Source organism: Streptomyces fragilis (assembly GCF_003112515.1).
Taxonomy (GTDB): Bacteria; Actinomycetota; Actinomycetes; order Streptomycetales; family Streptomycetaceae; genus Streptomyces; species Streptomyces fragilis.
On sequence record NZ_BEVZ01000008.1, the window covers coordinates 106,004 to 131,831 of the forward strand.

At 73.1% G+C, this 25,828-nt stretch carries 22 protein-coding genes; 12 read left to right on the forward strand and 10 right to left on the reverse strand.

The genetic code is table 11. From position 1 onward, the window contains the following. Positions 1-67 precede the first annotated feature (67 nt). The gene (locus tag Sfr03f_RS25040) at positions 68-517 is read right to left on the reverse strand and encodes an ATP-binding protein (protein ID WP_108956357.1); all 450 of its coding nucleotides are present in this window, start codon (positions 515-517) and stop codon (positions 68-70) included. A 180-nt stretch (positions 518-697) separates the two neighbouring features. Between Sfr03f_RS25040 and Sfr03f_RS25045 the strand changes: the two genes are divergently transcribed. The 9 genes from Sfr03f_RS25045 (at position 698) to Sfr03f_RS25085 (ending at position 10,851) form a co-directional block, all read left to right on the forward strand. Next, positions 698-1,573 carry a hypothetical protein gene (locus Sfr03f_RS25045; RefSeq protein WP_108956359.1) on the forward strand — a complete coding sequence of 292 codons (876 nt, stop codon included), beginning with the start codon at positions 698-700 and terminating at the stop codon, positions 1,571-1,573. A gap of 161 nt (positions 1,574-1,734) precedes the next feature. After that, positions 1,735-2,502, forward strand: a complete 768-nt coding sequence (locus tag Sfr03f_RS25050; RefSeq protein ID WP_108956361.1) for a YcnI family copper-binding membrane protein — start codon at positions 1,735-1,737, stop codon at positions 2,500-2,502. Positions 2,503-2,604: 102 nt separating this feature from the next. Beyond that, positions 2,605-3,249, forward strand: coding sequence for an SCO family protein (locus tag Sfr03f_RS25055; RefSeq protein ID WP_108956363.1), 645 nt, complete (start codon positions 2,605-2,607; stop codon positions 3,247-3,249). Then, positions 3,246-3,755 (forward strand): copper chaperone PCu(A)C, encoded by a 510-nt coding sequence (locus Sfr03f_RS25060; RefSeq protein ID WP_372514194.1) that lies wholly within the window; start codon positions 3,246-3,248, stop codon positions 3,753-3,755. The genes Sfr03f_RS25055 and Sfr03f_RS25060 overlap by 4 nt, the downstream gene beginning before the upstream one ends. 90 nt (positions 3,756-3,845) lie before the next feature. Further along, positions 3,846-5,963 (forward strand): copper resistance CopC/CopD family protein, encoded by a 2,118-nt coding sequence (locus tag Sfr03f_RS25065; RefSeq protein WP_108956641.1) that lies wholly within the window; start codon positions 3,846-3,848, stop codon positions 5,961-5,963. Positions 5,964-5,971: 8 nt separating this feature from the next. Continuing rightward, a complete protein-coding gene (gene efeB, locus Sfr03f_RS25070) occupies positions 5,972-7,303 on the forward strand; it encodes an iron uptake transporter deferrochelatase/peroxidase subunit (protein ID WP_108956365.1) in 1,332 nt (443 codons plus the stop codon). 68 nt (positions 7,304-7,371) lie between these two features. After that, positions 7,372-8,319 (forward strand): prephenate dehydratase, encoded by a 948-nt coding sequence (gene pheA, locus Sfr03f_RS25075; RefSeq protein ID WP_108956367.1) that lies wholly within the window; start codon positions 7,372-7,374, stop codon positions 8,317-8,319. Between the two features lie 418 nt (positions 8,320-8,737). Next, on the forward strand, positions 8,738-10,018 hold the full coding sequence (gene serS / locus Sfr03f_RS25080; protein ID WP_108956369.1) for a serine--tRNA ligase: 1,281 nt from the start codon (positions 8,738-8,740) through the stop codon (positions 10,016-10,018). Continuing rightward, positions 10,015-10,851, forward strand: coding sequence for an HAD family hydrolase (locus tag Sfr03f_RS25085; RefSeq protein ID WP_108956371.1), 837 nt, complete (start codon positions 10,015-10,017; stop codon positions 10,849-10,851). The genes serS and Sfr03f_RS25085 overlap by 4 nt, the downstream gene beginning before the upstream one ends. 336 nt (positions 10,852-11,187) lie before the next feature. Here the strand turns inward: Sfr03f_RS25085 and Sfr03f_RS25090 are convergent, their stop codons facing one another. The 5 genes from Sfr03f_RS25090 to Sfr03f_RS25110 form a co-directional block, all read right to left on the reverse strand. After that, positions 11,188-11,412, reverse strand: coding sequence for an SGM_3592 family protein (locus tag Sfr03f_RS25090; RefSeq protein ID WP_108956373.1), 225 nt, complete (start codon positions 11,410-11,412; stop codon positions 11,188-11,190). A gap of 115 nt (positions 11,413-11,527) precedes the next feature. Beyond that, a complete protein-coding gene (locus tag Sfr03f_RS25095; RefSeq protein WP_245967762.1) occupies positions 11,528-12,208 on the reverse strand; it encodes an ABC transporter permease subunit in 681 nt (226 codons plus the stop codon). Positions 12,209-12,284: 76 nt separating this feature from the next. Continuing rightward, a complete protein-coding gene (locus Sfr03f_RS25100; RefSeq protein WP_108956374.1) occupies positions 12,285-13,196 on the reverse strand; it encodes an ABC transporter ATP-binding protein in 912 nt (303 codons plus the stop codon). Continuing rightward, complete coding sequence (locus Sfr03f_RS25105; protein WP_245967745.1) at positions 13,193-14,131, reverse strand: ABC transporter permease; 939 nt, start codon at positions 14,129-14,131, stop codon at positions 13,193-13,195. The genes Sfr03f_RS25100 and Sfr03f_RS25105 overlap by 4 nt, the downstream gene beginning before the upstream one ends. After that, complete coding sequence (locus Sfr03f_RS25110) at positions 14,118-15,053, reverse strand: ABC transporter ATP-binding protein (RefSeq protein ID WP_108956642.1); 936 nt, start codon at positions 15,051-15,053, stop codon at positions 14,118-14,120. Before Sfr03f_RS25110 ends, Sfr03f_RS25105 begins: the two co-directional genes overlap by 14 nt. Before the next feature lie 331 nt (positions 15,054-15,384). Between Sfr03f_RS25110 and Sfr03f_RS25115 the strand changes: the two genes are divergently transcribed. From Sfr03f_RS25115 to Sfr03f_RS25125, 3 genes are all read left to right on the forward strand, one after another. Further along, on the forward strand, positions 15,385-15,930 hold the full coding sequence (locus tag Sfr03f_RS25115; RefSeq protein ID WP_108956644.1) for an RNA 2'-phosphotransferase: 546 nt from the start codon (positions 15,385-15,387) through the stop codon (positions 15,928-15,930). Positions 15,931-15,981: 51 nt separating this feature from the next. Continuing rightward, on the forward strand, positions 15,982-16,884 hold the full coding sequence (locus tag Sfr03f_RS25120) for an LLM class flavin-dependent oxidoreductase (protein WP_108956376.1): 903 nt from the start codon (positions 15,982-15,984) through the stop codon (positions 16,882-16,884). Between the two features lie 117 nt (positions 16,885-17,001). Next, positions 17,002-17,892 (forward strand): Cof-type HAD-IIB family hydrolase, encoded by an 891-nt coding sequence (locus Sfr03f_RS25125; RefSeq protein ID WP_108956378.1) that lies wholly within the window; start codon positions 17,002-17,004, stop codon positions 17,890-17,892. A 161-nt stretch (positions 17,893-18,053) separates the two neighbouring features. On the opposite strand, the gene Sfr03f_RS25130 is transcribed toward Sfr03f_RS25125, so the two are convergent. The 4 genes from Sfr03f_RS25130 to Sfr03f_RS25145 all read right to left on the reverse strand — a co-directional run bounded on the left by Sfr03f_RS25130 (position 18,054) and on the right by Sfr03f_RS25145 (position 25,807). Next, complete coding sequence (locus Sfr03f_RS25130) at positions 18,054-19,118, reverse strand: M23 family metallopeptidase (RefSeq protein ID WP_108956645.1); 1,065 nt, start codon at positions 19,116-19,118, stop codon at positions 18,054-18,056. A 217-nt stretch (positions 19,119-19,335) separates the two neighbouring features. Beyond that, the gene (cydD, locus tag Sfr03f_RS25135) at positions 19,336-23,253 is read right to left on the reverse strand and encodes a thiol reductant ABC exporter subunit CydD (RefSeq protein ID WP_108956380.1); all 3,918 of its coding nucleotides are present in this window, start codon (positions 23,251-23,253) and stop codon (positions 19,336-19,338) included. Between the two features lie 15 nt (positions 23,254-23,268). Beyond that, the gene (cydB, locus tag Sfr03f_RS25140) at positions 23,269-24,276 is read right to left on the reverse strand and encodes a cytochrome d ubiquinol oxidase subunit II (RefSeq protein WP_108956381.1); all 1,008 of its coding nucleotides are present in this window, start codon (positions 24,274-24,276) and stop codon (positions 23,269-23,271) included. A gap of 19 nt (positions 24,277-24,295) precedes the next feature. Further along, positions 24,296-25,807 carry a cytochrome ubiquinol oxidase subunit I gene (locus tag Sfr03f_RS25145; protein ID WP_108956384.1) on the reverse strand — a complete coding sequence of 504 codons (1,512 nt, stop codon included), beginning with the start codon at positions 25,805-25,807 and terminating at the stop codon, positions 24,296-24,298. Between the last annotated feature and the right edge of the window lie 21 nt (positions 25,808-25,828).

Consider the following 25,828-nt stretch of genomic DNA (forward strand, 5'->3'; position numbering starts at 1 on the left):
CGCGGGGCGGCACAGGGACCCGTCGTCCGGTGGGGGATCCCCGACGGTGCGCGCCGCGACGGCGGTCTCAGACCGCGGTGAGGGGCGCGTTCTCCCGCCACTTGAGCAGCTTGTCGAAGCTGACGACCGCCCCGCCCGCGCCGGGCAGGTTCTCGACGCGGACGTGGTCGGCCAGCTTCCGGATCAGCATCAGGCCGCGGCCGCTCTCCGCCTCCGCGCCGGGGTCCGGGACGACCCGGCGGGCCGCGCCCTCCCCGAAGCCGGGGCCGGAGTCCGAGACCTCGATCCGGCACCGCTCGCCGTCCATGTAGGCCGTGATCTGGTAGTCCGCGGTTGCGCCGGCGCCGTGCCCACCGTGCTCCACCGCGTTCGCGCAGGCCTCGCTGAGCGCCACGGACAGGTCGTAGCAGATGTCCGGGTCCACTCCCGCCGTCTCCATCGCCCCGAGCAGCAGACGCCGGGCGAAGGGAACGCTGGCAGCCTCACGCCGCAGTTGGAGTGACCACAAGATGCTCATGCTCCTGCCTCCAGGCGGCGGCTCGGCTCGACATACCGATACGTATTGCCCTTACTCCCCGTCCCTAAGCGCCCGTTCGACGTGAGAACACCCATCCGGCGGCAGGCCGAATGGCGGCACTCGGCGCATATCGGACCTGGTCTGTGATGCCGGAGCGACGAGTGGGATGATGGGGCCGCCATGACTGCCCTCCACCAGCGCACGGCGCACACCGGGGACGACCTCCGGTACCCGAGGGCCGCGGCCTTCGCCGCGGTCTGCGTCGTGCTGGCCGGAGGAGGGCACGTCCTCGCGTCCTCGGCCTCGCACCCCGCCGTCCCCTCCTGGTGGACCTGGGCCGCGGGCTTCCTCCTCGTCCTGGCGGCCGCCCTGCCGCTCGCCGGGCGGGAGCGGAACCGTTCGCTGCCCCGGATCACCGGGCTCCTGGTGGCCTGCCAGCTGGTCCTGCACACCCTCTTCGCCCTGGGCCCGCAGTCCGGCGCCGCCGCCCGGCACGGCGGCGTCACGGACGTGGCGGCCGGCGGCCACGGCGCCGTCGACACGGCGGCGGTGGTGGACCGCGCCTCCCGCATCGTCTGCGGGGCGAACCGGCTGACCGCGGAGGAGGCCCGGCAGATACTGGTCGACGCCGGGCTCGGCCGCGATCTCGCGGAATTCGCCCGGCTGAGCGCCGGCGGCGGCTACGGCCACCCGCACACCGGCCCCTCCGACGCCTGGCTCAGCGTGCTGCCGTCGCTGCCGATGCTGCTCGGTCACGCGCTGGCCGGGCTGGCCGCGGGCTGGCTGCTGCGCCGCGGCGACCTGGCGCTGCTGCGGCTCATGCGGATCGCCGGACAGGACCTGGCCGCCCGGCCGACGGTGCTGCGGCCGCTGCTCGCCGCCCTGGCACTGGTACGGGTCCTCCACGCAGGCCTGCCCGGCGCCCACGAGCGTCCGCGGGTCCCGTCGGGCTCCGTCCTCGACGATGTCCCGGCGCCCTCCACCGCGCCCCTCCAGCACACGGTGATCAGGCGGGGCCCGCCCGCCTCCGTCCCCGCCCTCGCTCTCGCCGCCTGACGCGACGCCCCTCTCCGTTGCCGCGCACGGCCTGCCGATCCCGTCGGCAGGGCCTTCCGTGATGCCGGATTCCGGGCCGGACGCCGCCGTCACGCGGCCCGGCGCGCCCTGCGCGCCGTCCGACCGAATCCACCGTGTGAATCCGGAAGTGGAGTGTGCCCGTGAAGGCATCCCGTATCGCCGCCGCCGTCGCCGCGGCCGGCGCGTCCGTCCTGCTGCTCTCGTCCCCGTCCTTCGCCCACGTCAGCGTGCAGCCGGAGGGCGCCGCGGCCAAGGGCGGCTACGCCACCGTGGCGTTCAAGGTTCCCAACGAGCGCGACGACGCCTCGACCACCAAGCTCGAGGTCAACTTCCCGGCGGACCACCCGCTGGCCTCCGTGATGCCGCAGCCCGTCCAGGGCTGGGACGTGAAGGTGACCAGGAGCAAGCTCGACAAGCCGCTCGACCTGCACGGCCGTCAGGTCGACGAGGCCGTCACCAAGGTCGTCTGGACCGCCGAGGACAAGAAGAAGGGCGGCATCTCGCCCGGCTTCTTCCAGAAGTTCCCCGTCTCGGTCGGCCCGCTGCCCGAGGACGCCGACGAGCTCGTCTTCAAGGCGCTCCAGACGTACTCGAACGGCGAGGTCGTACGCTGGATCGAGCTCCAGGAGGAGGGCCAGGAGGAGCCCGACAGCCCCGCCCCGGTGCTCGCGCTCTCCGCCGCAGCCGAGGACGGCCACGGCCACGGCGACAAGAAGAAGGACCAGGCCGCCTCCGGCAGCGGGGCCAAGGGCGAGCGGGCCGGCCACTCCGACGGCACGGACGACCACGAGACGCACGCCGCCTCCCACAGCACGGACACCACCGCCCGTGTACTGGGCGTGGTGGGCATCGTCGTGGGCGTCGCCGGCGTCGCCTTCGGCGTCCTGGCCCGCCGTCGCACGGCCTGACCTCCGTACACCTGACCGACCCATCCAGCCCTACGGCCGTCGCCGGGGCGCGTGCGAACGCGTCCCGGCGGCGTCCGGGTCCACCACGGGACACGAGACTCCATGCGCACGAAGAAGTTCACCGCGGCCGCCCTGCTCGCCGCCGCCCTCACCCTCTCCGCCTGCACGTCCGGCTCCGACGAGCCGAGCACCACGGTGAGCGAGGTGGCTCCCGACGACAAGGCGGCCACCGTCCTGGACACGCCGTTCGAGAAGCCCGACCTGGTGCTCACCGACACCGACGGCAAGGAGTTCGACCTCCGCGAGCAGACGAAGGGCAGGCCGACGCTGATCTACTTCGGCTACACCCACTGCCCCGACATCTGCCCGCTGACGATGAACAACCTGGCCGTCGCCAAGAAGTCGCTCCCCGAGGCGCAGCAGGACGAGCTGCGCGTCGTCTTCGTCACCACCGACCCCGGCCGCGACACCCCCGCGGAGCTCGGCTCCTGGCTCAAGGGCATCGACGCCGACATCGTCGGTCTGACCGGCGACTTCGCGACCATCCAGGCCGGTGCGCGGACCGTCGGCATCTCCGTCGAGAAGCCCGTCGAGAAGAAGGACGGCACCTACATCTCCACCCACGGCACCCAGGTGATCGCCTTCTCCCCGAAGACGGACCAGGGGTACGTGCTCTACGGCGAGGACGCCACCGTCGCCGACTGGTCCGCCGACCTGCCCGAGCTGATCAAGGGCGAGAACCCGTGACCCGCCCCGGTCCCGGGCGTCCGGCCCGCGGGCACACGGCCCGCCGGCACGCGGCACGCGGCCGCCGCCTGGCGCTCGCCGCCGTCGCCGCGCTCGCCCTGCCGCTGTCGGCCTGCGGGGGCCAGGACGGCCCCGACGTCACCGTCGAGGGCGCCTACATGCCCCAGCCGGTCACCGACGAGCTGGCCGCCGGCTTCCTGACCGTCGTCAACGACGGCGACCGGCCGGCCCGACTCACCGGGGTCTCCAGCGACCTGGCCGCCCGGGTCACCGTGCACGAGACGGTCGACGGGACCATGCGTCCCGCCGCATCCGTCGACGTGCCCGCCGGCGGGCGGCTGACGCTCGAGTCCGGCGGCACGCACCTGATGTTCGAGGCCCTGACCCGGCGGCCGGTGAAGGGCGACACGGTCACCGTCGAGCTCCGCTTCGAGGACGCCGACCCGGTCACGGTCGACATGCCGGTCCGATCGGCCACCTACACACCGTCGCACCACCGGCACTAGGGAGGGACCACCGTGACGCCGACCATCGCGCCCCGCGCGGCGACCACCGCAGGACCGCGGATCGCACGTGTTCTGGCACTGCTGCTCACCATGGCCGGGCTGCTGCTGGCCGGGGCGGGTCCGGCGTCGGCGCACGCCGCGCTCACCGGCAGCGACCCCAGGCAGGGGGCGGTGGTCAACAGCGCTCCCGAGCAGGTGACGCTCACCTTCTCCGAGAAGGTCGCCGTCTCCGCCGACTCCGTCCGGGTGCTCGACCCCGAGGGCAACCGCGTGGACACCGGCAAGGCGCCGACCGTCGACGGGACCAGCGTGCGGGTGAAGCTGCACCAGGGCCTGCCCTTCGGCACCTTCACGGTGGCCTACCAGGTGGTGTCCGAGGACAGCCACCCGGTCGCCGGCGCCTACACCTACTCGGTGGGCGCCCCCTCCCAGACCTCCGTGGACCTGCCCGAGCAGTCCGCGGGCGGCGGGCTCGTGGGCACCCTGTACGACGTGGCGCGCTACGTCTCCTACGCCGGGTTCACCGTGCTGGTCGGCGGCGCGGCCTTCGTGCTGATCTGCTGGCGGCGGGGCGCCGGGGTGCGCGCGCTGCAGCGGCTGGTGGTGGGCGGCTGGCTCGCCCTCACCGTCGGGACGCTGGCGCTGCTGCTCCTGCGGGGCGCGTACGTCGGCTCCGGGAAGCTGGGCGACGTCGCGGACATGGGCCTCCTCGCCCAGGTGCTGCGGAGCAGCACCGGAGCGGCGCTGGTCTGCCGTCTGCTGCTGCTCGCGGTGGCCGCGCTGTTCGTGGCGGTCCTCTTCGGCACGTACCAGCGGCGCGAGGACGGCGCGGAGAAGCGGGACCTGTCCTTCGGCCTGACGGTGGGCGGCGTGGTCGTCGCCGCGGGCCTCGCGGCCACCTGGGCCCTGTCGGAGCACGCCTCGGCGGGGCTCCAGCCGGGCATCGCCATGCCTGCGGACGTGATCCACCTGCTCGCCGTGGCGCTGTGGCTGGGCGGGCTCACCGCGCTGCTGGTCGCGCTGTACCGGCGTTCGGCGGAGATCACGGTGGAGCGGGCCGCGGTGCACCGCTTCTCTCGGGTGGCGTTCTGCTCCGTGGTGGCTCTGGCGGTCACCGGCGTCTACCAGTCCTGGCGCCAGGTCGGCTCCTGGGACGCGCTCACCAGCACGTCCTACGGGCGCCTCCTGCTCGTCAAGGCGGGACTGGTGGCCCTGCTGGTCGGGATCGCCTGGATATCCCGCCGCTGGACCCGGCGACTCGACGACACGGGGGCCGCAGGTGCCACGGCGGCGGGGACCACCGAGGGCGCCGAGGCGGCCGACGCCAACGACGACGCCAACGACGACGCCGACGCCGAGGTGGGCGGTACCGAGCAGCGTGCCGCCGAGGGCGGCCGCACGGCGGAGGCCGGGGCCGCCGGGACCACCGGGGCCGCCGTCGCGGACGCGCCGGGGGTGCGGGCCGGTGCCGGGGAGGCCGCCGGCGAGCTGGGGGCCACCAGCACCATGGGCTCCGTGGGTGCCGCGAGCGCCGCCGCTGCCGTGGGGTCCGCCGGAGCCGCCGCCGCGGTGGCCCATCTGTCCGGTGAGGCGCCCGCCCGGAAGACGGGCGGCGGTGACGGGGACGACGACGCCGACCCGCGCCGCGCGGAACAACTGGCCCGCCAGCGCGCGGCCGTCGAGACCGCCCGCCGCCGCAAGGAACGCGACGCCGACGCCCCGCGCGCCGGGCTGCGCCGTTCCGTCCTCGCCGAGGTCGCGGTGGCCGTCGTCGTCCTGGCCGTGACCACCGCGCTCACCGGGGCCGAGCCCGGCCGCACCGAACAGCAGGCACGGGCGGCGTCCGCCTCGCTGCTGGCACCCACGGGCACCGTCACCGTCGAGTTGCCCTTCGACACCGGCGGCAAGGACGGCGAAGGCGTGGTCCGGCTCGAGTTCGTCCCGGCCCAGGTCGGCGAGAACACGCTGCACGTCTACGCCGAGCACTCCTACGGAGCCCCGTACGACCTCCCGGAGCTCAAGGTGGCGCTCACCCTGGAGTCCAAGAACGTCGGCCCGCTGCCGGTGTTCCCCAAGCACATGTCGACCGGCCACTGGTCGACGGCGGGCGTCCAGATCCCCATGGCGGGCGAGTGGAAGGTGTCGGTCACCGTGCGGACCTCCGACATCGACCAGGTGACCGTCGACAAGAACGTGAAGATCGGCTGACGAACCAGATGCACGACCCCCGTTCCGACCACCGCTCCGACCTGCTGCCGGGCCCGCGGTCCGGGCCCGCGGCCGGCGGCCCGGACGCCGGCACCGCCGAGCAGCTCCCTGCCGCACCCTCGCGCCGGCGGCTGCTCGGCACCGCCGGCGCCACCGGCCTGCTGCTGGGCGCCGGCGGCGTGGCCGCCGGCTACACGGCCGGGCGCGCGACGGCCCCGGAGACGCCCGACGTCGCTCCCCTGACCGCCCTCGGCGCGAACCGGGCGCAGTTTCACGTGAAACATCAGCCGGGCATCCTCCAGCCGGCGCAGGCGCACGGTCACCTGATCGCCTTCGACCTGGCCCCGGGCGCAGGCCGTCGGGAAGCCGCGGCGCTGCTCCGCCGCTGGTCCGAGGTGGCCGAACGACTGATGGCCGGACGGCCTGCGCCGCACCAGGACACCGCGGTGTCGCGGGACGCGGGCCCTTCGGGCCTGACCGTCACCATCGGCTTCGGCCACAGTTTCTTCGGCCGGACCGGTCTGGAGAAGCAGCGTCCGGCCGCCCTGGACCCGCTGCCCGCCTTCTCGAGCGACCGTCTGGACAGGACCAGCAGCGACGGGGACCTGTGGGTGCAGGTCGGCGCCGACGACGGCCCCGTGGCGTTCCACGCCCTGCGGGCCCTGCAGAAGGAGGCCGGAGAGGCGGCCCGGGTCCGCTGGCACATGAGCGGCTTCAACCGGTCGCCGGGCGCCACCGCGCGCCCCGCGACCGCGCGCAACCTGATGGGCCAGGTGGACGGAACCAACAACCCGAAGCCGGCCGACGCCGACTTCGACCAGCGGGTCTTCGTTCCCGCCGGGGGAGAGCCCGCGTGGATGGCGCACGGCTCCTATGCCGTGGTGCGCCGCATCCGCATGCTGCTGGACGACTGGGAGCGGCTTCCCCTGCGGGACCAGGAAGCGGTGATAGGCCGCCGCAAGTCCGACGGCGCCCCGCTCAGCGGCGGGGGCGAGACCACGGAGATGGACCTGGAGAAGCTGGACGCCTCCGGCAGTCCGGTGGTGCCGATGAACGCCCACGCCCGGATCACCCGCCCCGACCAGAACGGCGGAGCCGCCATGCTGCGGCGGCCGTTCTCCTTCCACGACGGCTTCACCGGCGACGGCGCACCCGACGCCGGCCTGCTCTTCGTCAGCTGGCAGGCCGATCCGCTGCGCGGGTTCGTGCCGGTGCAGCGCAAGCTGGACCGTGGGGACGCGCTCTCCGCCTTCATCCGTCACGAGGCCAGCGGCCTCTACGCGGTGCCGGGCGGGGCCGCGGAGGGGGAGTACGTGGGGCAGGCACTGCTGGAGGGCTGAGGACGGGACCGGGGTCCGTCATCCGGACCGGGCCTGGCCCGGCCGCCGCGAGGACTACTGTGGGTCGCATGCCCGCGACGTACGCCTATCTCGGCCCCGAAGGCACCTTCACCGAAGTCGCCCTGCGCACCCTGCCCGAGACGGCCACCCGGGAACTCCTTCCCATGGTCTCCGTGCCGGCCGCGCTGGACGCCGTACGCGCCGGGGAGGCCGAGGCGGCGTTCGTGCCGATCGAGAACTCCGTCGAGGGCGGGATCACCACCACGCTGGACGAACTGGTCTCGGGCGAGCCGCTGATGATCTACCGCGAGGTGCTCCTCTCGATCACCTTCGCGCTGCTGGTCCGGCCGGGCACCCGGCTGGAGGACGTCAAGACCGTGACCGCCCATCCCGCCGCACAGGCGCAGGTCAGGAACTGGATGAAGGCCCACCTCCCGGACGCGCTCTGGGAGTCCGCCGCCTCCAACGCCGACGGCGCCCGGCTGGTGCAGGAGGGCCGGTACGACGCGGCCTTCGCCGGCGAGTTCGCCGCCGCCCGGTACGGCCTGGTTCCGCTGGAGACGGGCATCCACGACGCGGACAACGCGCAGACCCGTTTCGTGCTGGTCGGCCGCCCCGCGCGGCCGGCCGCTCCCACCGGCGCGGACAAGACGTCGGTGGTGATCTGGCAGCGTGACGACCACCCCGGCGGGCTGCGCGACCTGCTGGGTGAGTTCGCCGTCCGGGGCGTCAACCTGATGCTGCTGCAGTCCCGCCCCACCGGTGAGGGAATCGGCAACTACTGCTTCGCCATCGACGCGGAGGGCCATATCTCGGAACGGCGGGTCGCGGAAAGCCTGATGGGGCTCAAGCGGTCCTGCCTCAAGGTGCGCTACCTGGGTTCCTATCCCCGCGCCGACATCACCGACGCCGCCTCCGACGCGCTGCCGAGCCCGCTGTCCGGCACCACCGACGCGGAGTTCGTCGCGGCGGCGGAGTGGGTGGCCCGGTGCCAGGACGGGCGTTTCCCGGACTGACGCGAGTTATCCACAGGTCTTGTCCACAGGCGGATCGGGGTGCCGGTGCGCGAGTTGGGGACAAGTCGATGTCAATACGGGTTGCCGTCGACAAATCGCTCTTCCCGGATCTTCCCGGCCGAGTTACGGGCAACCTTGCCTCATTCACCCTTTCCCGCGGAATCTCTCATCGACCTCCCCTCTTTTCACTCGAAAGTGTCTGCATTACTCCTCCTGAGCCCCATTTCGCAGGGGATCGGGCCATCCCGGCACCCATTCGGAGTGCCCAACTCCGTTGTCCACAGATGGGGCCCGCGCCCTGTGGATAACCCGCGTCCGAGGCTGTGCATTTCTGTGGACAACCTGACGCTCCGCCGCCGTCCGGACACCCGGGAATACTGGGTCGTGACCGCCGCGCGCGCACCGGTAGCCTGGTCCCGTGATTGACCTTCGCCTGCTCCGTGAGGACCCTGACCGTGTGCGCGCCTCGCAGCGCGCCCGTGGAGAGGACGTCGCGCTCGTCGACGCCCTGCTCTCCGCCGACGAGCGGCGCAGGTCGTCCGGCGTCCGCTTCGACGAACTGCGCAACGAGCAGAAGTCGCTCGGCAAGCTGATCGGCAAGGCGTCCGGCGAGGAGAAGGCCGAACTCCTGAAGCGGGCCGGCACGCTCGCCGCCGACGTGAAGGCCGCCGACGCCCAGCGCGACGAGGCCGCCGAGGAGACCCAGCGGCTCCTCCTCCAGCTGGGCAACCTGGTGCACCCCGAGGTCCCGGTCGGCGGCGAGGAGGACTTCGTCACCCGCGAGACCCACGGCGAGATCCGCGACTTCGCGGCCGAGGGCTTCGAGCCCCGCGACCACCTGGAGCTCGGCCGCCTGCTGGGCGCCATCGACGTGGAGCGCGGCGCCAAGGTCTCCGGTTCGCGCTTCTACTTCCTCACCGGCGTCGGCGCCCTGCTGGAGCTGGCCCTGGTCAACGCCGCGATGGCCCAGGCCACCGCGGCCGGCTTCACCCCGATGCTGACCCCGGCGCTGGTGCGCCCGCAGTCGATGGCCGGCACCGGTTACCTGAGCCAGGGCTCCGGCCAGGACGTCTACCACCTGCCGGAGGACGACCTGTACCTGGTCGGCACCTCCGAGGTGGCGCTCGCCGCGTACCACATGGACGAGATCCTGGACGCCGACCGCCTTCCGCTGCGCTACGCCGGCTTCTCGCCCTGCTTCCGCCGTGAGGCCGGTTCGCACGGCAAGGACACCCGCGGCATCTTCCGCGTCCACCAGTTCGACAAGGTGGAGATGTTCTCCTACGTCGCCCCGGAGGACTCGCAGGCCGAGCACCAGCGCCTGCTGGAGTGGGAGAAGCAGTGGCTGACCTCGCTCGAGCTGCCGTTCCGGGTGATCGACGTCGCCACCGGTGACCTCGGCTCCTCGGCCGCCCGCAAGTACGACTGCGAGGCGTGGATCCCGACCCAGGGCAAGTACCGCGAGCTGACGTCGACCTCGGACTGCACCGAGTTCCAGGCCCGCCGCCTGCAGATCCGTCTGCGCGACGGGCAGGGCACCCGCCCGCTGGCCACGCTCAACGGCACGCTCTGCGCGGTGCCGCGCACCATCGTCGCGATCCTGGAGAACCACCAGCAGGCGGACGGCTCGGTGCGCGTGCCCGAGGTCCTGCGCCCCTACCTCGGAGGCCGTGAGGTCTTCGAGCCGGTGGCCAAGTGACGCCCTCCCCCTCGTCCCCCCACTCGTCCCCCTCGCCCTTCCCCTACCGGCTGATCGCGACCGACCTCGACGGGACGCTGCTGCGTTCCGACGACACGATCTCCGGGCGCACCCGTGACGCGCTCGCCGCCGCCGCCGCGGCGGGCGCGGCCCACATCGTGGTGACCGGGCGCGGCGTGCCGTGGACCCGTGACGTGCTCGACGACCTGGGGTACCGGGGCATCGCCGTGTGCAGCCAGGGCGGCCAGGTCTACGACGCGGGCGCGGGACGGCTGCTGACCTCGGTCACCCTGGACCGCAGGATCGCCGAGCTGGCGCTCGCCAAGATCGAGGCGGAGACGGGGCCGCTGTTCGTCGCGGTGGCCCGGGACGGGCTCGACGGTGAGGTCCTGGTCTCCCCCGGCTACCGGTCGGTGGGCCACCTGCCGGCCGAGCCGCTCACCGACCCCGCCGACCTGTGGGCGGCGCCGCTGAGCAAGCTCTACATCCAGCACCCCACCATGGGCGACGACGAGCTCACCGAGGCGGCCCAGCGGATCGCCGGCGGGTTCGTCACCGTGGTGATGGCCGGCGCGGGGATCGTGGAGCTGCTGCCGCTGGGCCTGAGCAAGGCCACGGGGCTGTCGGTGGCGGCCCGCCGGCTGGGCGTGAAGGCCGCCGAGACCATCGCGTTCGGGGACATGCCCAACGACATACCGATGTTCCGGTGGGCGTCCTGGGGTGTGGCCATGGCCGACGCCCACGACGAGGTCAAGGCGGTCGCGGACGAGGTCACCACGTCCAACGACGCGGACGGCATCGCCGTCGTCCTGGAACGTCTCCTCGCCCGCTGACCGGCCGCGCCGCGGAGGGCGCCGACGGCGGGTGCGCAGGGGTGGTCCCGGGTGGGGCGGCCCGCGCGGGGCTGTGTTCCCGCGCGCTCGAAGCGGCCGCCCCGGGCGGCTCCCAGCAGCACGCACGCGGTGGGGTAACGAATCCCACCGGCGCCGGCGCGGGCCTGCCCAGCCGGGGGCCGGGGCCTTTCCTCCCCGTCCCCGCTCCCGGACCACGTCACGCCGGACATGTCCGGCGTGACACCCCACTGTGCCTCCACGCGGGCCCGCTCCGCCACCGAATTAGCGGGTGGCCTCCGCCACCGCGTCAGCGGGCGGCGGACCGCGCCGGGCGGATCACCTCCGCCGCCACCTGCGGCGGCGCGCCTTGCTCCAGAACCAGCCCGCCGGGGGCCGGTCCGTGCGCCACGGCTCCGGCTCCGGCGGCTCCCGCCGCCACCGCGCCGCCAGCATCCTGGCCCGGCCCGACGGCTCCTGGACCGTCGCGCCGCGGACGAAGTCCTCGTCCAGGACGACCTCGTCCCAGTCCTGTGGACCCGCCGTCCCGTCAGGCTCCGCCATCTCCCCGTACCTCCCGGATCCCCTCACGCCCAGTGTGCCCGGGCGGAAGGGGATCCGGAATCCTGTTCGAGGAGATCGACGCCGACAGCGCCCCGTAGCGGAGGGCGCGCGGGCCTCACTCCTCGGTGGCGGGGGTCAGCGTGCGCAGGCGGCGTGCCCCGTACCAGGCGGCCAGCACGGTGACCACGACCAGCAGCACCGCGCCGGTGACCGTGGTGACCTCGGAGGTGACCAGCTTCCCCTCGGCCAGGTCACCGCCGACCGCCAGCGCCCACTGCTGGACGCTCAGGGACCGCGCCCCCGGCACGAAGGAGCCGAGCAGCGCCTCCCAGACCAGTGCGTAGACCAGACCGACGACCACCGCGTGACGCGTGATCGTGCCCAGCATCAGGAAGAGCGAGGCGTAGGCCACCGAGGCGACCAGGGCGGCGACCGTGTAGGCGACGGCGACCCCGTCCGCCGTGCCCGCCAGGATCAGCGCGGACACCAGGGTGGGGACGGCCGAGAAGACCATCGTCACCGCGATCGCGACGACCAGCTTGGTGAGCAGCACGGTGCGCCGCTTCACCGGCTTGCTGAGCAGGTACATCACCGAACCGTCGTCGATCTCGGGACCGATCGCCCCGGTGCCGGCGATCACGCCGACGATCGGCACCATGGCGGCCAGGGCGAAGCCGCCGAGCACGTTGACCGCGCTCTGCGGGTCGGCGCCGGCCATGAGCCGCACCACGACGGAGATCACCACGAGCAGCAGCGGCAGACTGCCGAGGACGAGGGCGCGGCGCCGGCCGAGCAGGGCCCGCTAGGTGAGCCGGGCCACCGTGGGATGGAAGGCTGTGGACATCGTGAGGGCCTCCTGGGCCGCTGTGTCGCTAGGCCGCGACAAGGTACGAGAAGACGGACTCGAGGGACTCGTCGGACGGCGACACCGTGTAGAGCCGGATGCCGTGGTCGCGGGCCACCCTGGGCAGCAGTGCGGTGAACCGGCCGAAGTCGGCCGCCTGGATCAGCAGCGCGTCCTCGGCGGCGTCCACCTCGATGCCCGACGTCGACGGGTCGCCGATCAGCGCCGCGGCCAGGGCCCGGTCGTCGCTGGAGCGCACCAGGTAGCGGTGCGGGCGGTCGGTCATCAGGCGGCGGATGGAGCGGAAGTCGCCGCTGGCCGCGTGGCGTCCGGCGACCACCACCTCGATGTGCGAGGCCACCTGCTCGACCTCCTCCAGGATGTGGGAGGAGAACAGCACGGTGCGGCCCTCGGCCCCCATGCGGCGCAGCACCTCCATCAGCTGCATCCGCTGGCGCGGGTCCATCCCGTTGAACGGCTCGTCGAGCAGCAGCACCGAGGGCCCGTGCACCAGCGCGGACGCCATCTTCACGCGCTGCCGCATGCCCTTGGAGTAGGTGCCGATCCGGCGGTCCTGGGCGTACTCCATCTCCACCAGGGCCAGGGCGCGCTGTGCCTCGGCATCACCCAGACCGTGCAGCTCGGCGTTGGCCACGACGAACTCACGGCCGGTCAGGAAGTCGTACATCGCCTCGCGTTCGGGGACGATGCCGATCTCCCGGTAGATGTCCTCGTTGCGCCAGACCGGCCTGCCGTCGAGGGTGACCGTCCCGGCCGAGGGGGAGAGGAACCCCGCCATCATGTTGATGAGGGTGGACTTCCCCGCTCCGTTCGGCCCCAGCAGACCGGTGACGCCCGGGCCGACGTCCATGGTGATGTCGTTGACGGCGACCACGTTGCCGAACCAGCGGGAGACGTGGTCGAGCTTGATGGTGGTCACAGCCCGGCCTTTCGGTAGCGGCGGATCAGAAGGGCGTAGCAGCCGGCGATCAGCGCGACGACGGCCAGCAGGTAGACGACGCCCTGGGCGGTGGACGGCCCGGTGTTGCCCGGGAAGGGGCCCTCGGCGTCGAGGAAGGCGTGCTGGAGGCCGTAGATGAGGCTGCTCGGCGAGAAGAGGCCGATCCAGTTCACGGCGCCTTGGGCCCCGCTCTCCTCCGCGGCGACCTGCAGCGCCGTGACGGCGGTGAAGGACAGGGTCATCACGGCGATCACCGCGGCCACGCCGAAGCCGCGGCGCGGCGTGAGGGCGGCGACCAGCAGGGCGACGGCCGAGTGCAGCAGGGAGAGCACGGCGGCGCCGGCGAGCCCCTGGGCGAAGCCGGTCGTCTGGTCCGTGAAGTCCAGCTTCGCCAGCAGCGCGCCCGCGTAGAGGAGCACCAGGGGCAGCGAGGTGAGCACGAAGACCGCCGAGGCCATCGCCGCGTACTTGGCCCGGACGTAGTCGGAGGTCTCGATGGGGCGGGAGAAGTACAGCGGCATGGTCCGGTACCTCAGGTCCAGCGAGACCGCCTGGGGCGCCTGGGCGGCGAGGAACAGGGCGATCACCATGTCGAAGCCGACCGCGTACTCGACGTAGGGGATGGGCAGTTCCTCGCTGCCGGTGATCATGGTGGTCGCCACCGCGATCACCGCCGGCAGCGCCATGACGGCGGTGATGATCACCGGCACGATCTTGGAGCGCGCGGAGCGGCCGAGGCCGAAGGCGCCGCGCAGGGACTGCGCGAACAGTGAGCGGCGGGCGTAGGAGCGGCCCAGGCGGGGTCCGTCGTAGCCGCGGTAGCCGATGTCGTGGATCCGGCTCTCGGGCGCGGCGCCGTCGCCCGGCCGTGACCTGTCCGGGGAGCCGGACGGCGTGAGGCTATCGGTCGTCATGGCGGAAGACCTCCGAGATGTGGTGCCGGCGCTGCTCCATGCGCACCAGTCCGAGTCCGAGCCCGGCGACGGTGTCGCGGACCAGGTCGTAGGTGTCGTCGCCGTCCGCGGTGAGGAGCAGGATGCGGCCCGCCCCAGGGAGGCCGGCGCCGCCGTCCTCGGTGCGCACGCCCCGTGCGTCCAGGGCCTTGCGGAGGGCCTCGATGCCGTTCGGGTGCTCGTCGCTGTCGGTGACCTCCACCGCGAGGACCGCGGTGGAGCGGGTGAAGTCGGTGGTCGAACTGGACTGCAGCAGCGAGCCGCCGTCGATCACGACGACGTGGTCGCAGGTGCGCTCCAGTTCCCCCAGCAGATGGGAGGTGACCAGCACCGATATGCCGAAGTCGGTATGGATCCGCCGGATCAGGCCCAGCATGTCGTCCCGGCCGGCCGGGTCGAGACCGTTGGTGGGCTCGTCGAGCAGCACCAGGTCCGGGTCGTGGACCAGCGCCTGGGCGAGCTTGACCCGCTGCTTCATGCCGGTGGAGTAGCCGCCGATGGGCCGGTAGCGCTCCTCGTAGAGACCGACGTGACGCAGGGTGTCGGCGGTCCGCTCACGGGCGGCGGCCGACGGCAGACCCGACATGCGCGCCATGTGGACGACGAACTCGGTGGCCGAGACGTCCGGGGGCAGGCAGTCGTGTTCCGGCATGTAGCCGACCCGGGCGCGGATGGCGGGGCCCTCGGCGCGGACGTCCATGCCCAGCACCTCGGCCCGTCCCTCCGACGCGGGGGAGAGACCCAGCAGGATCTTGATCAGGGTCGATTTGCCGGCTCCGTTGGCGCCGACCAGGCCGGTCACCCCGGAACCGATGTCCAGGGTGAGCCGGTCGAGGGCGGTCACCCGGGGGAACCGCTTGCTCAGGCTTTCGGTCAGGATCACAGTCACGGCCCTGACGGTAGGGGCGTGGGCATGGGCACGTCGTCCTCCCGTGGGGCGTGCCCGGCTCACCCTCAAGATGTAGGGGACGCGTAAGGGTCCACCCCGGAGCTGAGACGGGAGCCGGGCGACGGGTGAGCCGGAGGGGCTGTGCTGCAGGGGCCGTGGCCCGCCCTCGGGGGCCGGTGGCGTGGTGAGGTCGCGCCGTCCGTATCGCGGCGGAGTTGTCCACAGGCTGGTCCCCCAATCCTGTGGAGAACCGTAATTCGCTGTGGATCAAACGCCCGATGCCTGAGACTTGGGCCACATGAACACCTCTCAGGAAAACGCCGGCATCGACGACCGGCGCATGGTGAAGGTCTCCAAATACCTCTCCCGGCACCTGCGCCATCAGCCCGACCGGATCGGCATCACCCTCGACCCCGGCGGCTGGGTGGAGATCGACGCCCTGCTGGCGGCGGCCGAGGCCCACGGCTTCCCCATCAGCCGGGCCGAGCTCGACCACGCGGTGGCGGCCAACGACAAGCGGCGCTTCGCCGTGGAGGGCACCCGGATCCGTGCCAGTCAGGGCCACACCGTGGAGGTGGACCTCGGGCTGGAGGCGGCCGTACCACCGCCGTACCTCTACCACGGCACCGTCGCCCGGTCCCTGGAGGCGATCCGCACCGAAGGGCTGCGCCCCATGGCCCGCCATGACGTCCATCTCTCGGTGGACCGGGAGACCGCCACCCGGGTGGGCGCCCGCCGGGGCCGGCCTCTCGTGCTGACGGTCGACGCAGGGGCGATGCACCGGGACGGCCATGTCTTCCGGGTGAGCGCCAACGGCGTCTGGCTGACCCGCTCCGTCCCACCGGAGTACCTGCGGCTCCAGCAGGGGTGAAGTGCGCAGGTGGGATGTTTCACGTGAAACGCCCCGCCGTAGGCTCGCACCATGAGCATGCGCCTGAGCACCGTGATCCTGCCGTACCGCCGCTGGCAGGAGGGTGGAAGAGCTTCCTGGGAACGCGCCGAGGAACTCGGTTTCTCCACCGCCTACACGTACGACCACCTGTCCTGGCGCACCTTCCGGGACGGCCCGTGGTTCGGGGCCGTGCCCACGCTGACCGCCGCCGCCACCGCCACCTCGCGAATCCGTCTGGGCACCCTGGTCAGCTCGCCCAACTTCCGGCACCCGGTGACCCTGGCGAAGGAACTGATCTCCCTGGACGACATCTCCGGCGGCCGCATCACCCTGGGCATCGGCGCCGGAGGCACCGGCTTCGACGCCACCGCGCTGGGCCAGGACCCCTGGACGCCGCGGGAGCGGGCCGACCGGCTGGCCGAGTTCGTCCCGCTGCTGGACCGCCTGCTCACCCAGGACTCGGTCTCCTACACAGGTGACCACTACTCGGCGCACGAGGCCCGCAACATCCCGGGCTGCGTCCAGCGCCCCCGCCTGCCCTTCGCGGTGGCGGCCACCGGGCCGCGCGGGATGAAGCTGGCCGCGCGCCACGGCCAGGCCTGGGTGACCACGGGCGACCCGGCGATCTTCGAGACAGGCACTCCGGAGGACTCGGTGGCCGCCATCCGCCGTCAGACCGAACGGCTGGCGGACGCCTGTGCGGCAATCGGCCGGGACGTCACGGAGCTCGGCAAGGTACTGCTCACCGGGTTCACCCCGGACCGCAACGCTCCCCTGGAGTCCGTCGACGCCTTCGTGGACTTCGCCGGCCGCCACGCCGAGCTGGGCTTCGACGAGCTGGTGATCCACATGCCGATCCCCGACTCGGAGTTCGACGTCGACGAGAAGACCTTCGAGCGCATCGCCACCGAGGCACCGGCGCAATTGAGCTGACCGCGAGCCGCAGCCGCTGCTGCGACGCCCGGCCTACCCGACATATGCGGGGGAACCGATCATTCAGGGGTCGATTCTCACTCAAATGTGCGGGCACCCGCACGCACGTGCTGGCATATGCGCGAGAATGGCGGGGTGACCTCAGCTCTCGAAGCGCCCGCGACCCGGGCCCACGCTGCAGTTCCGCCCCGGCTGATCGCCACGGATCTCGACGGCACGCTGCTGCGGGACGACAAGTCGGTGTCGCCCCGCACGGTGGCCGCGCTGGCGGCCGCAGAGGAGGCAGGTCTCGAGGTCTTCTTCGTGACCGGCCGGCCCGCTCGCTGGATGGAGGTCGTCGCCGACCACCTGCAGGGACACGGGCTGGCCATCTGCGGCAACGGGGCCGCCGTCGTCGACCTGCACGAGGGTCCGGGACGCCACCGCTTCGCCAAGGTCCGCGAGGTCGGCCACGCCAACGCCAGGGAGACCGTCCGGCTGCTGCGCGAGACGGTGCCGGGCACGCTCTTCGCCGTCGAGCAGACCTACGCCTTCCACCAGGAGCGCGCCTACCCGCGCATCTTCGTGGAGGAGCCCGACTCCTACGGGGATGCGGAGGAACTGCTGGCGCCCGGTGGTGTCACGGCCTCCCTGCCGGTGCTCAAGCTGCTGGCCTTCCACCACGATCTCGAGCCGGACGCCTTCCTCGGCCTGGCCCGCACCGCGCTCGGCGAGCGGGTCACGGTCACCCGCTCCAGCCCCAGCGCCCTGCTGGAGATCAGCGGTCCCGGCGTCTCCAAGGCCAGCACGCTCGCCCTGTGCTGTGCCGAGCGGGGCATCTCCCCCGAGGAGGTGGTCGCCTTCGGCGACATGCCCAACGACGTCGAGATGCTGACCTGGGCCGGACGGGCCTACGCCATGGGCAACGCCCACCCGGACGCGCTGCGCGCCGCCGGGCGGCAGACCGCGGGCAACAACGAGGACGGGGTCGCGCTGGTCATCGAGGAGATCCTCGCCACCCTGGCGTAGCGGGCCTGGCGTGGCCGGGCTGGCGTAGCCACCTGCTGTGGCCGCCCTGCTGCAGCCGCTGCCCCGCCGTCCTCCCTTGGGCCGCTGCCCCTCGGTCCACCCCTGCCGTGGCCGCTGCCCTGCCGTCCACCCCTGCCGTGGCCCGGGGTCCGGCGTGGGCCTCAGCCGAGCGGCACTCCGTGGGAGGCCAGCCAGGGGACGGGGTCGAGTGCCGATCCCGAGCGGGGCGTGACGCGCACCTCGAAGTGCAGGTGCGGCCCGGTGGAGTTGCCGCTGGTCCCCGACTGGGCGATCCACTGTCCGGCCGCCACCCGCTGCCCCTGGTCGACGGTGACCGCGGCCAGGTGCGCGTACTGGGTGAAGAACCCGCCGGGGTGCTCGAGCACCACCTCGATCCCGAAGGGGCCGCCGCAGGACACCCTGACCACCCGGCCCTCGCCCACCGCGCGGACCGGCGTGCCGATCGGCACCGCGAAGTCCTGCCCCGTGTGCCGGCTCGCCCACCGGACTCCTCCCTGGCCGAACCCGGCGGACAGCGCGTACTCCTCGACCGGCGCCACCCAGGTCCCCGGAGTCGGCGGGCCCGGCTGCTCCAGCCGCACCGGCCCCCGGCACGAGCCGGCGGCGACCGAGGCGTCCGCCCGGCTCTGCAGCAGTGCCTGCGCCTCCTCCAGGGTGCTCCGGATCCGCTGCCGCGTCCCGTCCAGTTCGGCCGAGTGCTTCTCCAGCCGACGCCGCCGTTCCTCTGCCTTCCGGCGCTCCTCGGCGAGTCGCCGCTCGGCCCGCCGGCTCCGGTCGATCACGTTCTGCAGGGCGAGGTCCGCGTTCCAGAGCGCCCGCTGACCGGCCATCAGTGACCGCGCGTCCCCGGAGAGCAGGATCTGCGCGGTGACCGGCAGGCCGCCGCCCGCCCGGTACTGGGCCCGGGCGTACCGGCCGACGTCCTCCCGGATCACCTGGGCCTCCTGGCGCTTGCGGGCCAGCAGCCGGTCCAGCTTCCCGGCCCGCGCCCGCTCCTGCACCAACCGGCGGGCGTCGGCCTCGTACCGGTCGGTGGCCCGGGCCGCCTCCCGGTGCAGCCGCGCCACCCGCGTACTGAGGCCGCCGTCGTCCGGTGGACCGGCGAGTCCCCTCCCTTCCTCGGCGGCGGCGCGTGGCACGGCCAGCGCGGCCAGGGTGCACAGCAGGACCGGAACCAGCGGGAGAGCGCGGCGAGGTGAGGGCATGTCAGCGATGCTGGCGGCGTCACCCGCACCTGGCCCGCCGGAGACGTACGGCCGGGGGAACCCGTACGGCACCCGGGGGAACCTCTGCGGCAGCCGGGGGACCTGCCCCGCGCGCCACCGGACCAGGGCCCTGAACCGCACGCCGCCGAACCGGGACTCCTGAACCGCACGCCGCCGGACCAGGACCACCGAACCGCGCGCCGCCGAGGCCCGAGGGTCAGCCCGCCGCCCGGGCCAGGGTCCGAGGCGCCGGGCCGGCAGGACCCGCGGGCCGGGTGGTGAGGAGCGCCGCCTCCTCCTCACGCTCCACCATCCCGCGGAACGGGCCGGGGACCGCCGCGAGATCCGCGTACGTCCCCCGCTGCACCACCCGTCCACGGTCCAGGACCAGCACCTCGTCCACCGCCTCCAGGCCCGCGGTGCGGTGCGTGATGAGCACGGTGGACCGTCCCTCGGCGGCGGAGACCTCCGTGGCGGACAGCAGGTCCGCGGTGAGGGCGTCGGCGGTCGGCAGGTCCAGGTGCTCGGTGGGCTCGTCCAGCACCAGGACGGGGAAGTCCGCCAGCAGCGCCCGCGCCAGGGCGAGCCGGCGGTGCTGGCCCCCGGAGAGCCGTGCGCCGTGCTCCCCGATCAGGGTGTCCAGGCCCTCGGGGAGGGCGCCCGCCCACTCCAGCAGCCCGACCCGGTCGAGCATCGCCCGGAGTTCCGTGTCGGTGGCGTCCTTCCGTCCGATCAGCAGGTTCTCCCGGACGCTGCTGTCGAAGAGGTGGGCGTCCTGGGCACAGAGCCCCACCGCCCGGCGCACCTGGTCGCCGTCCAGTTCGCGGATGTCGACCCCCGCGAGGGTGCAGGAACCCGCCTCGGGCTCGAGGAAGCGCAGCAGCACCTGGGCGAGGGTGGTCTTGCCCGCGCCGGACGCTCCCACCACGGCCACCCGGCGTCCCGGCTCCAGCACCAGGTCAACCTCGCTCAACGCGGCCCGGGCCTGCCCCGGGTGACGGGCCGACAGGCCGCGCACCACGAGGGGGAACGGGGATTCCGGAGCCGGGCGCGGCCGCTCGGGCTCCCGCACGGGATCCGGCGCGTCCAGCACGTCGAAGACCCGTTCGGCACCGCGCCGCACCCGCTGCCGGTACTGCGCGGCGAGCGGCAGCCCCAGCACGGCTTCGAAAGCGGCGAGGGGGGTCAGTACCACCACCGCGGTGAGCAGCCCGTCCAGCCTTCCCGCGTTCACCGCGGGGACGGCGACCAGCGCGGACGCGGCGACGGTGAGACCGCCGAGCAGCGAGACCAGCCCGTCGCCCAGGGCGCTCGCGGACGAGGTGCGCGCGGTGATCCGGGTCAGCACGGCGTCGGCCGTGCGGGTGGCGGCGAGCCGGGCGGGCAGCGCGCCGGCCACCGTGGACTCGGCGGTGCCGGTCAGCAGGTCGGTCACCCGGGTGGCCAGCTCGCCCCGGGCCGGCGCCAGTCGTGCCTCCGCCCGCCGGGCCACCGCAGCGGTCAGCAGCGGGACACCGGCCCCGGCCGCCAGCAGCCCCACGGCCAGGACGGCGCCCGCCTCGGGCAGCAGCCAGGCGGTGAACGCCACGGAGCCCGCCGAGACGGTCAGGGCCGCGCCGACGGGCAGCAGCCACCGCAGCCAGTAGTCCTGCAGGGCGTCCACGTCGGTGACCAGGCGGGACAGGAGATCGCCCCTGCGCGCGCCGCGCAGCCCGGCGGGGGCCAGCCGCTCCAGCCGTGCGAAGACCGCGACCCGGGTGTCGGCGAGCATCCGCAGCACGGCGTCGTGGGAGACCAGTCGCTCGGCGTACCGGAAGACGGCACGGCCCATCCCGAAGGCGCGGGTCGCGGTCACCGCGAGCATCAGGTGCAGCACGGGCGGCATCTCGGAGGCACGGGAGATCAGCCAGCCGGAGGTCGCCATCAGCCCCACGGCGCTGCCCAGTGCGAGGCTCCCCAGCAGCAGGGCCACCCCGAGCCGCCCCCGCCGCGCCCCCGACAGCCCTCGCACCCGCCGCAGCACGCCGCGCCCACCAACGGGGGTCTCCGGGATCTCGGGACGCGTGCTGTCCTCGATCACCACCCCGCCCACGCCGGCGGCCCCAGCGCCGCCGTCCGCTCCGGCCACCGGTCCGGCGGCAGCACCGTTCACCGGGGCCACCGCACGGCTCAGCGGGTCGGCCCCGGCAGGCACCTCGGCACCGGCCACCGGACCGCCGCCGGCGAAGGTCGCCGGTTCGGCCCCCGCAGGGTGCACGGCACCGTTCACCGGGGTGGCCCGCACGTGGCCCATCTGCCCGGACACGAGCCCGAGCTCCACTGCCGAGACCGTGCCTGGCAGGGAGTCAGCCACGGAGCCCGCCCCGGCATCGAGCGCCGCACCGCGTGCGGACACCCGGTCCGGCCCGGGCACGGCTCCGGTGGCGCTTTCGGGCTCCAGAAGTGGCCCGGGCACGGGACCCGGGCCACTCCGGACGTCACTCCTCGCCGCGGTCGCCGCGGACGGCCCCGCCAGCCGGATGACGCGGTCCGCCACCGCCAGCAGTGCGGGCCGGTGGACCACCAGCAGAACCGTCCGGCCCACCGCGAGGCGCCGCACCGCCTCGGTGACCTCCGCCTCCGTCGCCCCGTCCAACGCGGCCGTCGGCTCGTCGAGCAGCAGCACCGGCCGGTCGGCCAGGAAGGCGCGGGCCAGCGCGATCCGCTGACGCTGCCCCGCCGACAGTCCCGCGCCGTCCTCCCCCAGCATCGTGCCGGTCCCGTCCGGCAGGGCGTCCACGAAGTCCAGCGCCCCGGCGTCCGCAAGCGCCCGCCGCACCTCGGCGTCGTCGGCACCGGGCCGTGCCAGCCGCACGTTCTCCGCCACGCTCGCCGCGAACAGGTGGGGCCGCTGCGGCACCCAGGCGATCCGCGACCGCCAGGCCTGCGGGTCGATCTCCGCGAGGTCCACGCCGCCCACCCGCACCCGCCCCCGTGCGGGCTGGGTGAAGCCGAGCAGCACCCGCAGCAGCGTGGACTTGCCCGCGCCGCTGGGTCCCGTGAGCGCGACCGCCGCTCCGCGCTCCACCGTGAACGAGACGTCCGCGACGGCGTCCTCCGAGCGGCCCGGGTACCGCACCGCGACGTCCTCGAACGTGATCGTGGTGTCCGCCGGCACCGCCCGGTCCCCCGCCACCGGCAGCGGCGTTTCCAGCGTCTCGAACACCTCTTCCGCGGCGGCGAGGCCTTCCGCCGCCGCGTGGTACTGCGTCCCCACCTGCCGCAGCGGCAGGTACGCCTCGGGCGCGAGGACCAGCACCACCAGCCCGGTGTGAAGATCCAGTTCCCCGTGGACGAGCCGCATGCCGATGGTGACCGCCACCAGCGCCACCGACAGGGTGGCCAACAACTCGAGCGCGAACGAGGAGAGGAAGGCGATCCGCAGCGTGCGCAGGGTGGCCCGCCGGTACTCCTCGGTGATCCGGCGGATCGACTCCGCCTGCGCCTTCGCCCGCCCGAACACCTTCAGGGTCGGGAGCCCGGCGACCACGTCGAGGAAGTGGCCGGAGAGGCGCGACAGCAACCGCCACTGCCGTGCGGTGTGGGCCTCGGTGGCCCATCCGATCAGCGCCATGAACAGCGGGATCAGCGGCAGGGTCGCCACGATGATCGCCGCGGAGACCCAGTCGCCCGTGACGATCCGGGCCAGCACCACCACCGGCACCACCACGGCCAGTCCCAGCTGGGGCAGGTACCGCGCGAAGTAGTCGTCCAGGGCGTCCACGCCCCGGGTCGCCAGGTTCACCAGCGACCCGGTGCGCTGCCCGTCCAGCCAGGCGGGACCGAGGGCGGCTGTCCGTGCCAGCAACCGCCCCCGGAGCTCGGACTTGACCGCCGCACTCGCCCGGTGGGCGACGAGCCCGGTCAGCCAGGCGACCAGCCCCCGCCCGCAGGCGACGGCGGCCAGTGCCAGCAGGGGGGTTCCCAGCTCTCCGGTCGTCAGGCCTCGTTGGAAGACGCCGACCACCACCTCGGCGATCAGTGTCGCCTGGGCGACGACCAGTCCTGCCCCGAGCAGGCCCAGGGCCACCACCGCGGCCAGGAAGAAGCGGGTGGCGCGCGCGTAGCGCACCAGCCGGGGGTCCACCGGTTTCACGTGAAACCTCGTCCGTCAGTGGCTCACGGCGATGTGCCGTGTGCCGATCCGCTTGCGGAACACCCAGTAGGTCCACGACTGGTAGAGCAGCACCACGGGCGTGGCCGCCAGCGCGCACCAGGTCATGATCTTCAGGGTGTAGGGGCTGGAGGAGGCGTTGGTGACCGTGAGGCTCCAGCTCTCGTCCAGCGTGGAGGGCATGACGTCCGGGAACAGCGCCAGGAAGAACACCGCCACCAGCCCCACCACACCGAGACCGGAGAAGACGAACGACCAGCCCTCCCGGCCGGCCCGTCCGGCGAGCACCGCGGCGGCCAGGGCGGACAGGGTGAGAACGGCGGCCACCAGGCTCGGGGCCTCACCCCGCAGGAGCAGCGTCCAGAGCAGGAAGCAGGCCAGCGGCACGGCGGTGACGGCGCCCAGCCGCAGCGCCATTCGCCGCGCCCGGTCCCTGATCTCCCCCTCGGTCTTCAGCGCGGCGAAGACCGACCCGTGGAAGGTGAACAGCGCGAGGGTCGTCACTCCGCCCAGCAGGGCGTACGGGTTCAGCAGGTCGCCCAGGGTGCCCACGTACTCCAGGTCCCGGTCGATCCGCAGGCCGCGGACGATGTTGCCGAAGATCACGCCCCACAGGGTGGCGAGCAGCAGCGAGGTCCAGAAGATGACCGACTCCCAGTTGCGCTGCCACTGCTCACCGGACCGCTTCACCCGGTACTCGAAGGCCACTCCGCGCAGGATCAGGCAGAGCAGGACCACCAGCAGGGGCAGGTAGAACCCGGAGAAGAGCGTGGCGTACCACTCGGGAAAGGCGGCGAAGGTGGCGCCGGCGGCGGTCACCAACCAGACTTCGTTGCCGTCCCAGACCGGGCCGATGGTGTTGATCAGCACCCGCTTCTCGGTCCGGTCCCGAGCCAGCAGCCGGGTGAGCACGCCGATCCCGAAGTCGAAGCCCTCCAGGAAGAAGTAGCCGGTCCACAGGACGGCGATCAGGACGAACCAGACGTCGTGCAGTTGAAGTTCCATGCGAGGCGACTCCTGCCTGCTAGTACGAGAAGGCCATCGGCCGGTCGGCGTCCTGCGGGTCGCCGCCGATCCGGGTGGGCGGGTTGAGGTCGGCCTCGGTGAGTTCGGGCGGGCCGGCCTTCACGTACTTCACGAGCAGCTTCACCTCGACGACGGCGAGCGCCGCGTAGACCACCGTGAAGAGGAGCATCGAGGCGAGCACCTCGCCCTGGCCGACGCCGGGGGAGACGGCGTCACGGGTCTGGAAGACGCCGAACACCACCCAGGGCTGGCGGCCCATCTCGGTGAAGATCCAGCCCCAGGCGTTCGCGATCAGCGGGAACGCCATGGTCCAGGTCGCCACTTGCCAGAACAGCCGGGTCGCCCGGGGGCCGAGGACCGTGCCGCGCGGCAGCAGGACCAGGCGCGGCACCTCGTCCTCGCCGGTCCGCAGGTGCTGGGGGAGCAGGAACCTCTTGCGGGTGAGCCAGAGTCCGAGCACGCCCACCCCGAGCGAGGCCATGCCGAAGCCGATCATCCAGCGGAAGCTCCAGAAGGCGACCGGGATGTTGGGGCGGTAGTCGCCGGGTCCGTACTTCTCCTGCATCTCCTGGTTGATGTCGTTGATGCCCGGCACGTAGTGGTCCAGGTCCGAGTCGGCGAGGTAGGAGAGCAGGCCGGGAATCTCGATGGCCACCGTGTTGTGGCCCTTGTCGACGTCCCCGTAGGCGAAGAGCGAGAACGGGGCTCCGCGTTCGCCCTCCCACAGCGCCTCGGCGGCCGCCATCTTCATCGGCTGCTGCTCGAACATCACCTTGCCGAGCACGTCGCCGCTGACCGCGGTCAGCAGGCCGCCGACCGCCACCGTCACCAGACCCATCCGCAGCGAGGTGCGCATCTCCGCGATGTGCCGGCCGCGGGCCAGGTGGAAGGCGGCGATGCCGACCATGAAGGCGCCACCGGTCAGGAAGGCGGCGGCCAGGCTGTGGAAGACCTGGGCGAGCGTGGTGTTCTGGGTCAGCACCAGCCAGAAGTCGGTGAGCTCGGCGCGGCCCTTGGCCTCGTTGATCCGGTAGCCGACCGGGTGCTGCATCCAGGAGTTCGCCGCCAGGATGAAGTACGCGGAGAGGACGGTGCCGACCGCCACCATCCAGATGCAGGCGAGGTGGATCCTCTTCGGCAGCTTGTCCCAGCCGAAGATCCACAGCCCGATGAAGGTCGACTCGAAGAAGAAGGCGATCAGCGCCTCGAAGGCCAGCGGCGCTCCGAAGACGTCACCCACGAAGCGGGAGTAGGCGGACCAGTTCATGCCGAACTGGAACTCCTGCACCAGGCCGGTGACCACGCCCAGTGCGATGTTGATCAGGAAGAGCTTGCCCCAGAACTTGGTGGCCCTGAGGTACTTCTCGTTGCCCGAGCGGACCCAGGCCGTCTGCAGGCCGGCCGTGAGCGCGGCCAGCGAGATCGTCAGCGGGACGAAGAGGAAGTGGTAGACGGTCGTGATGCCGAACTGCCAACGGGCGAGTGTCTCGGGTGCCAGGGCGAGGTCCACGTGTTCTCCTTCACAGCGGTG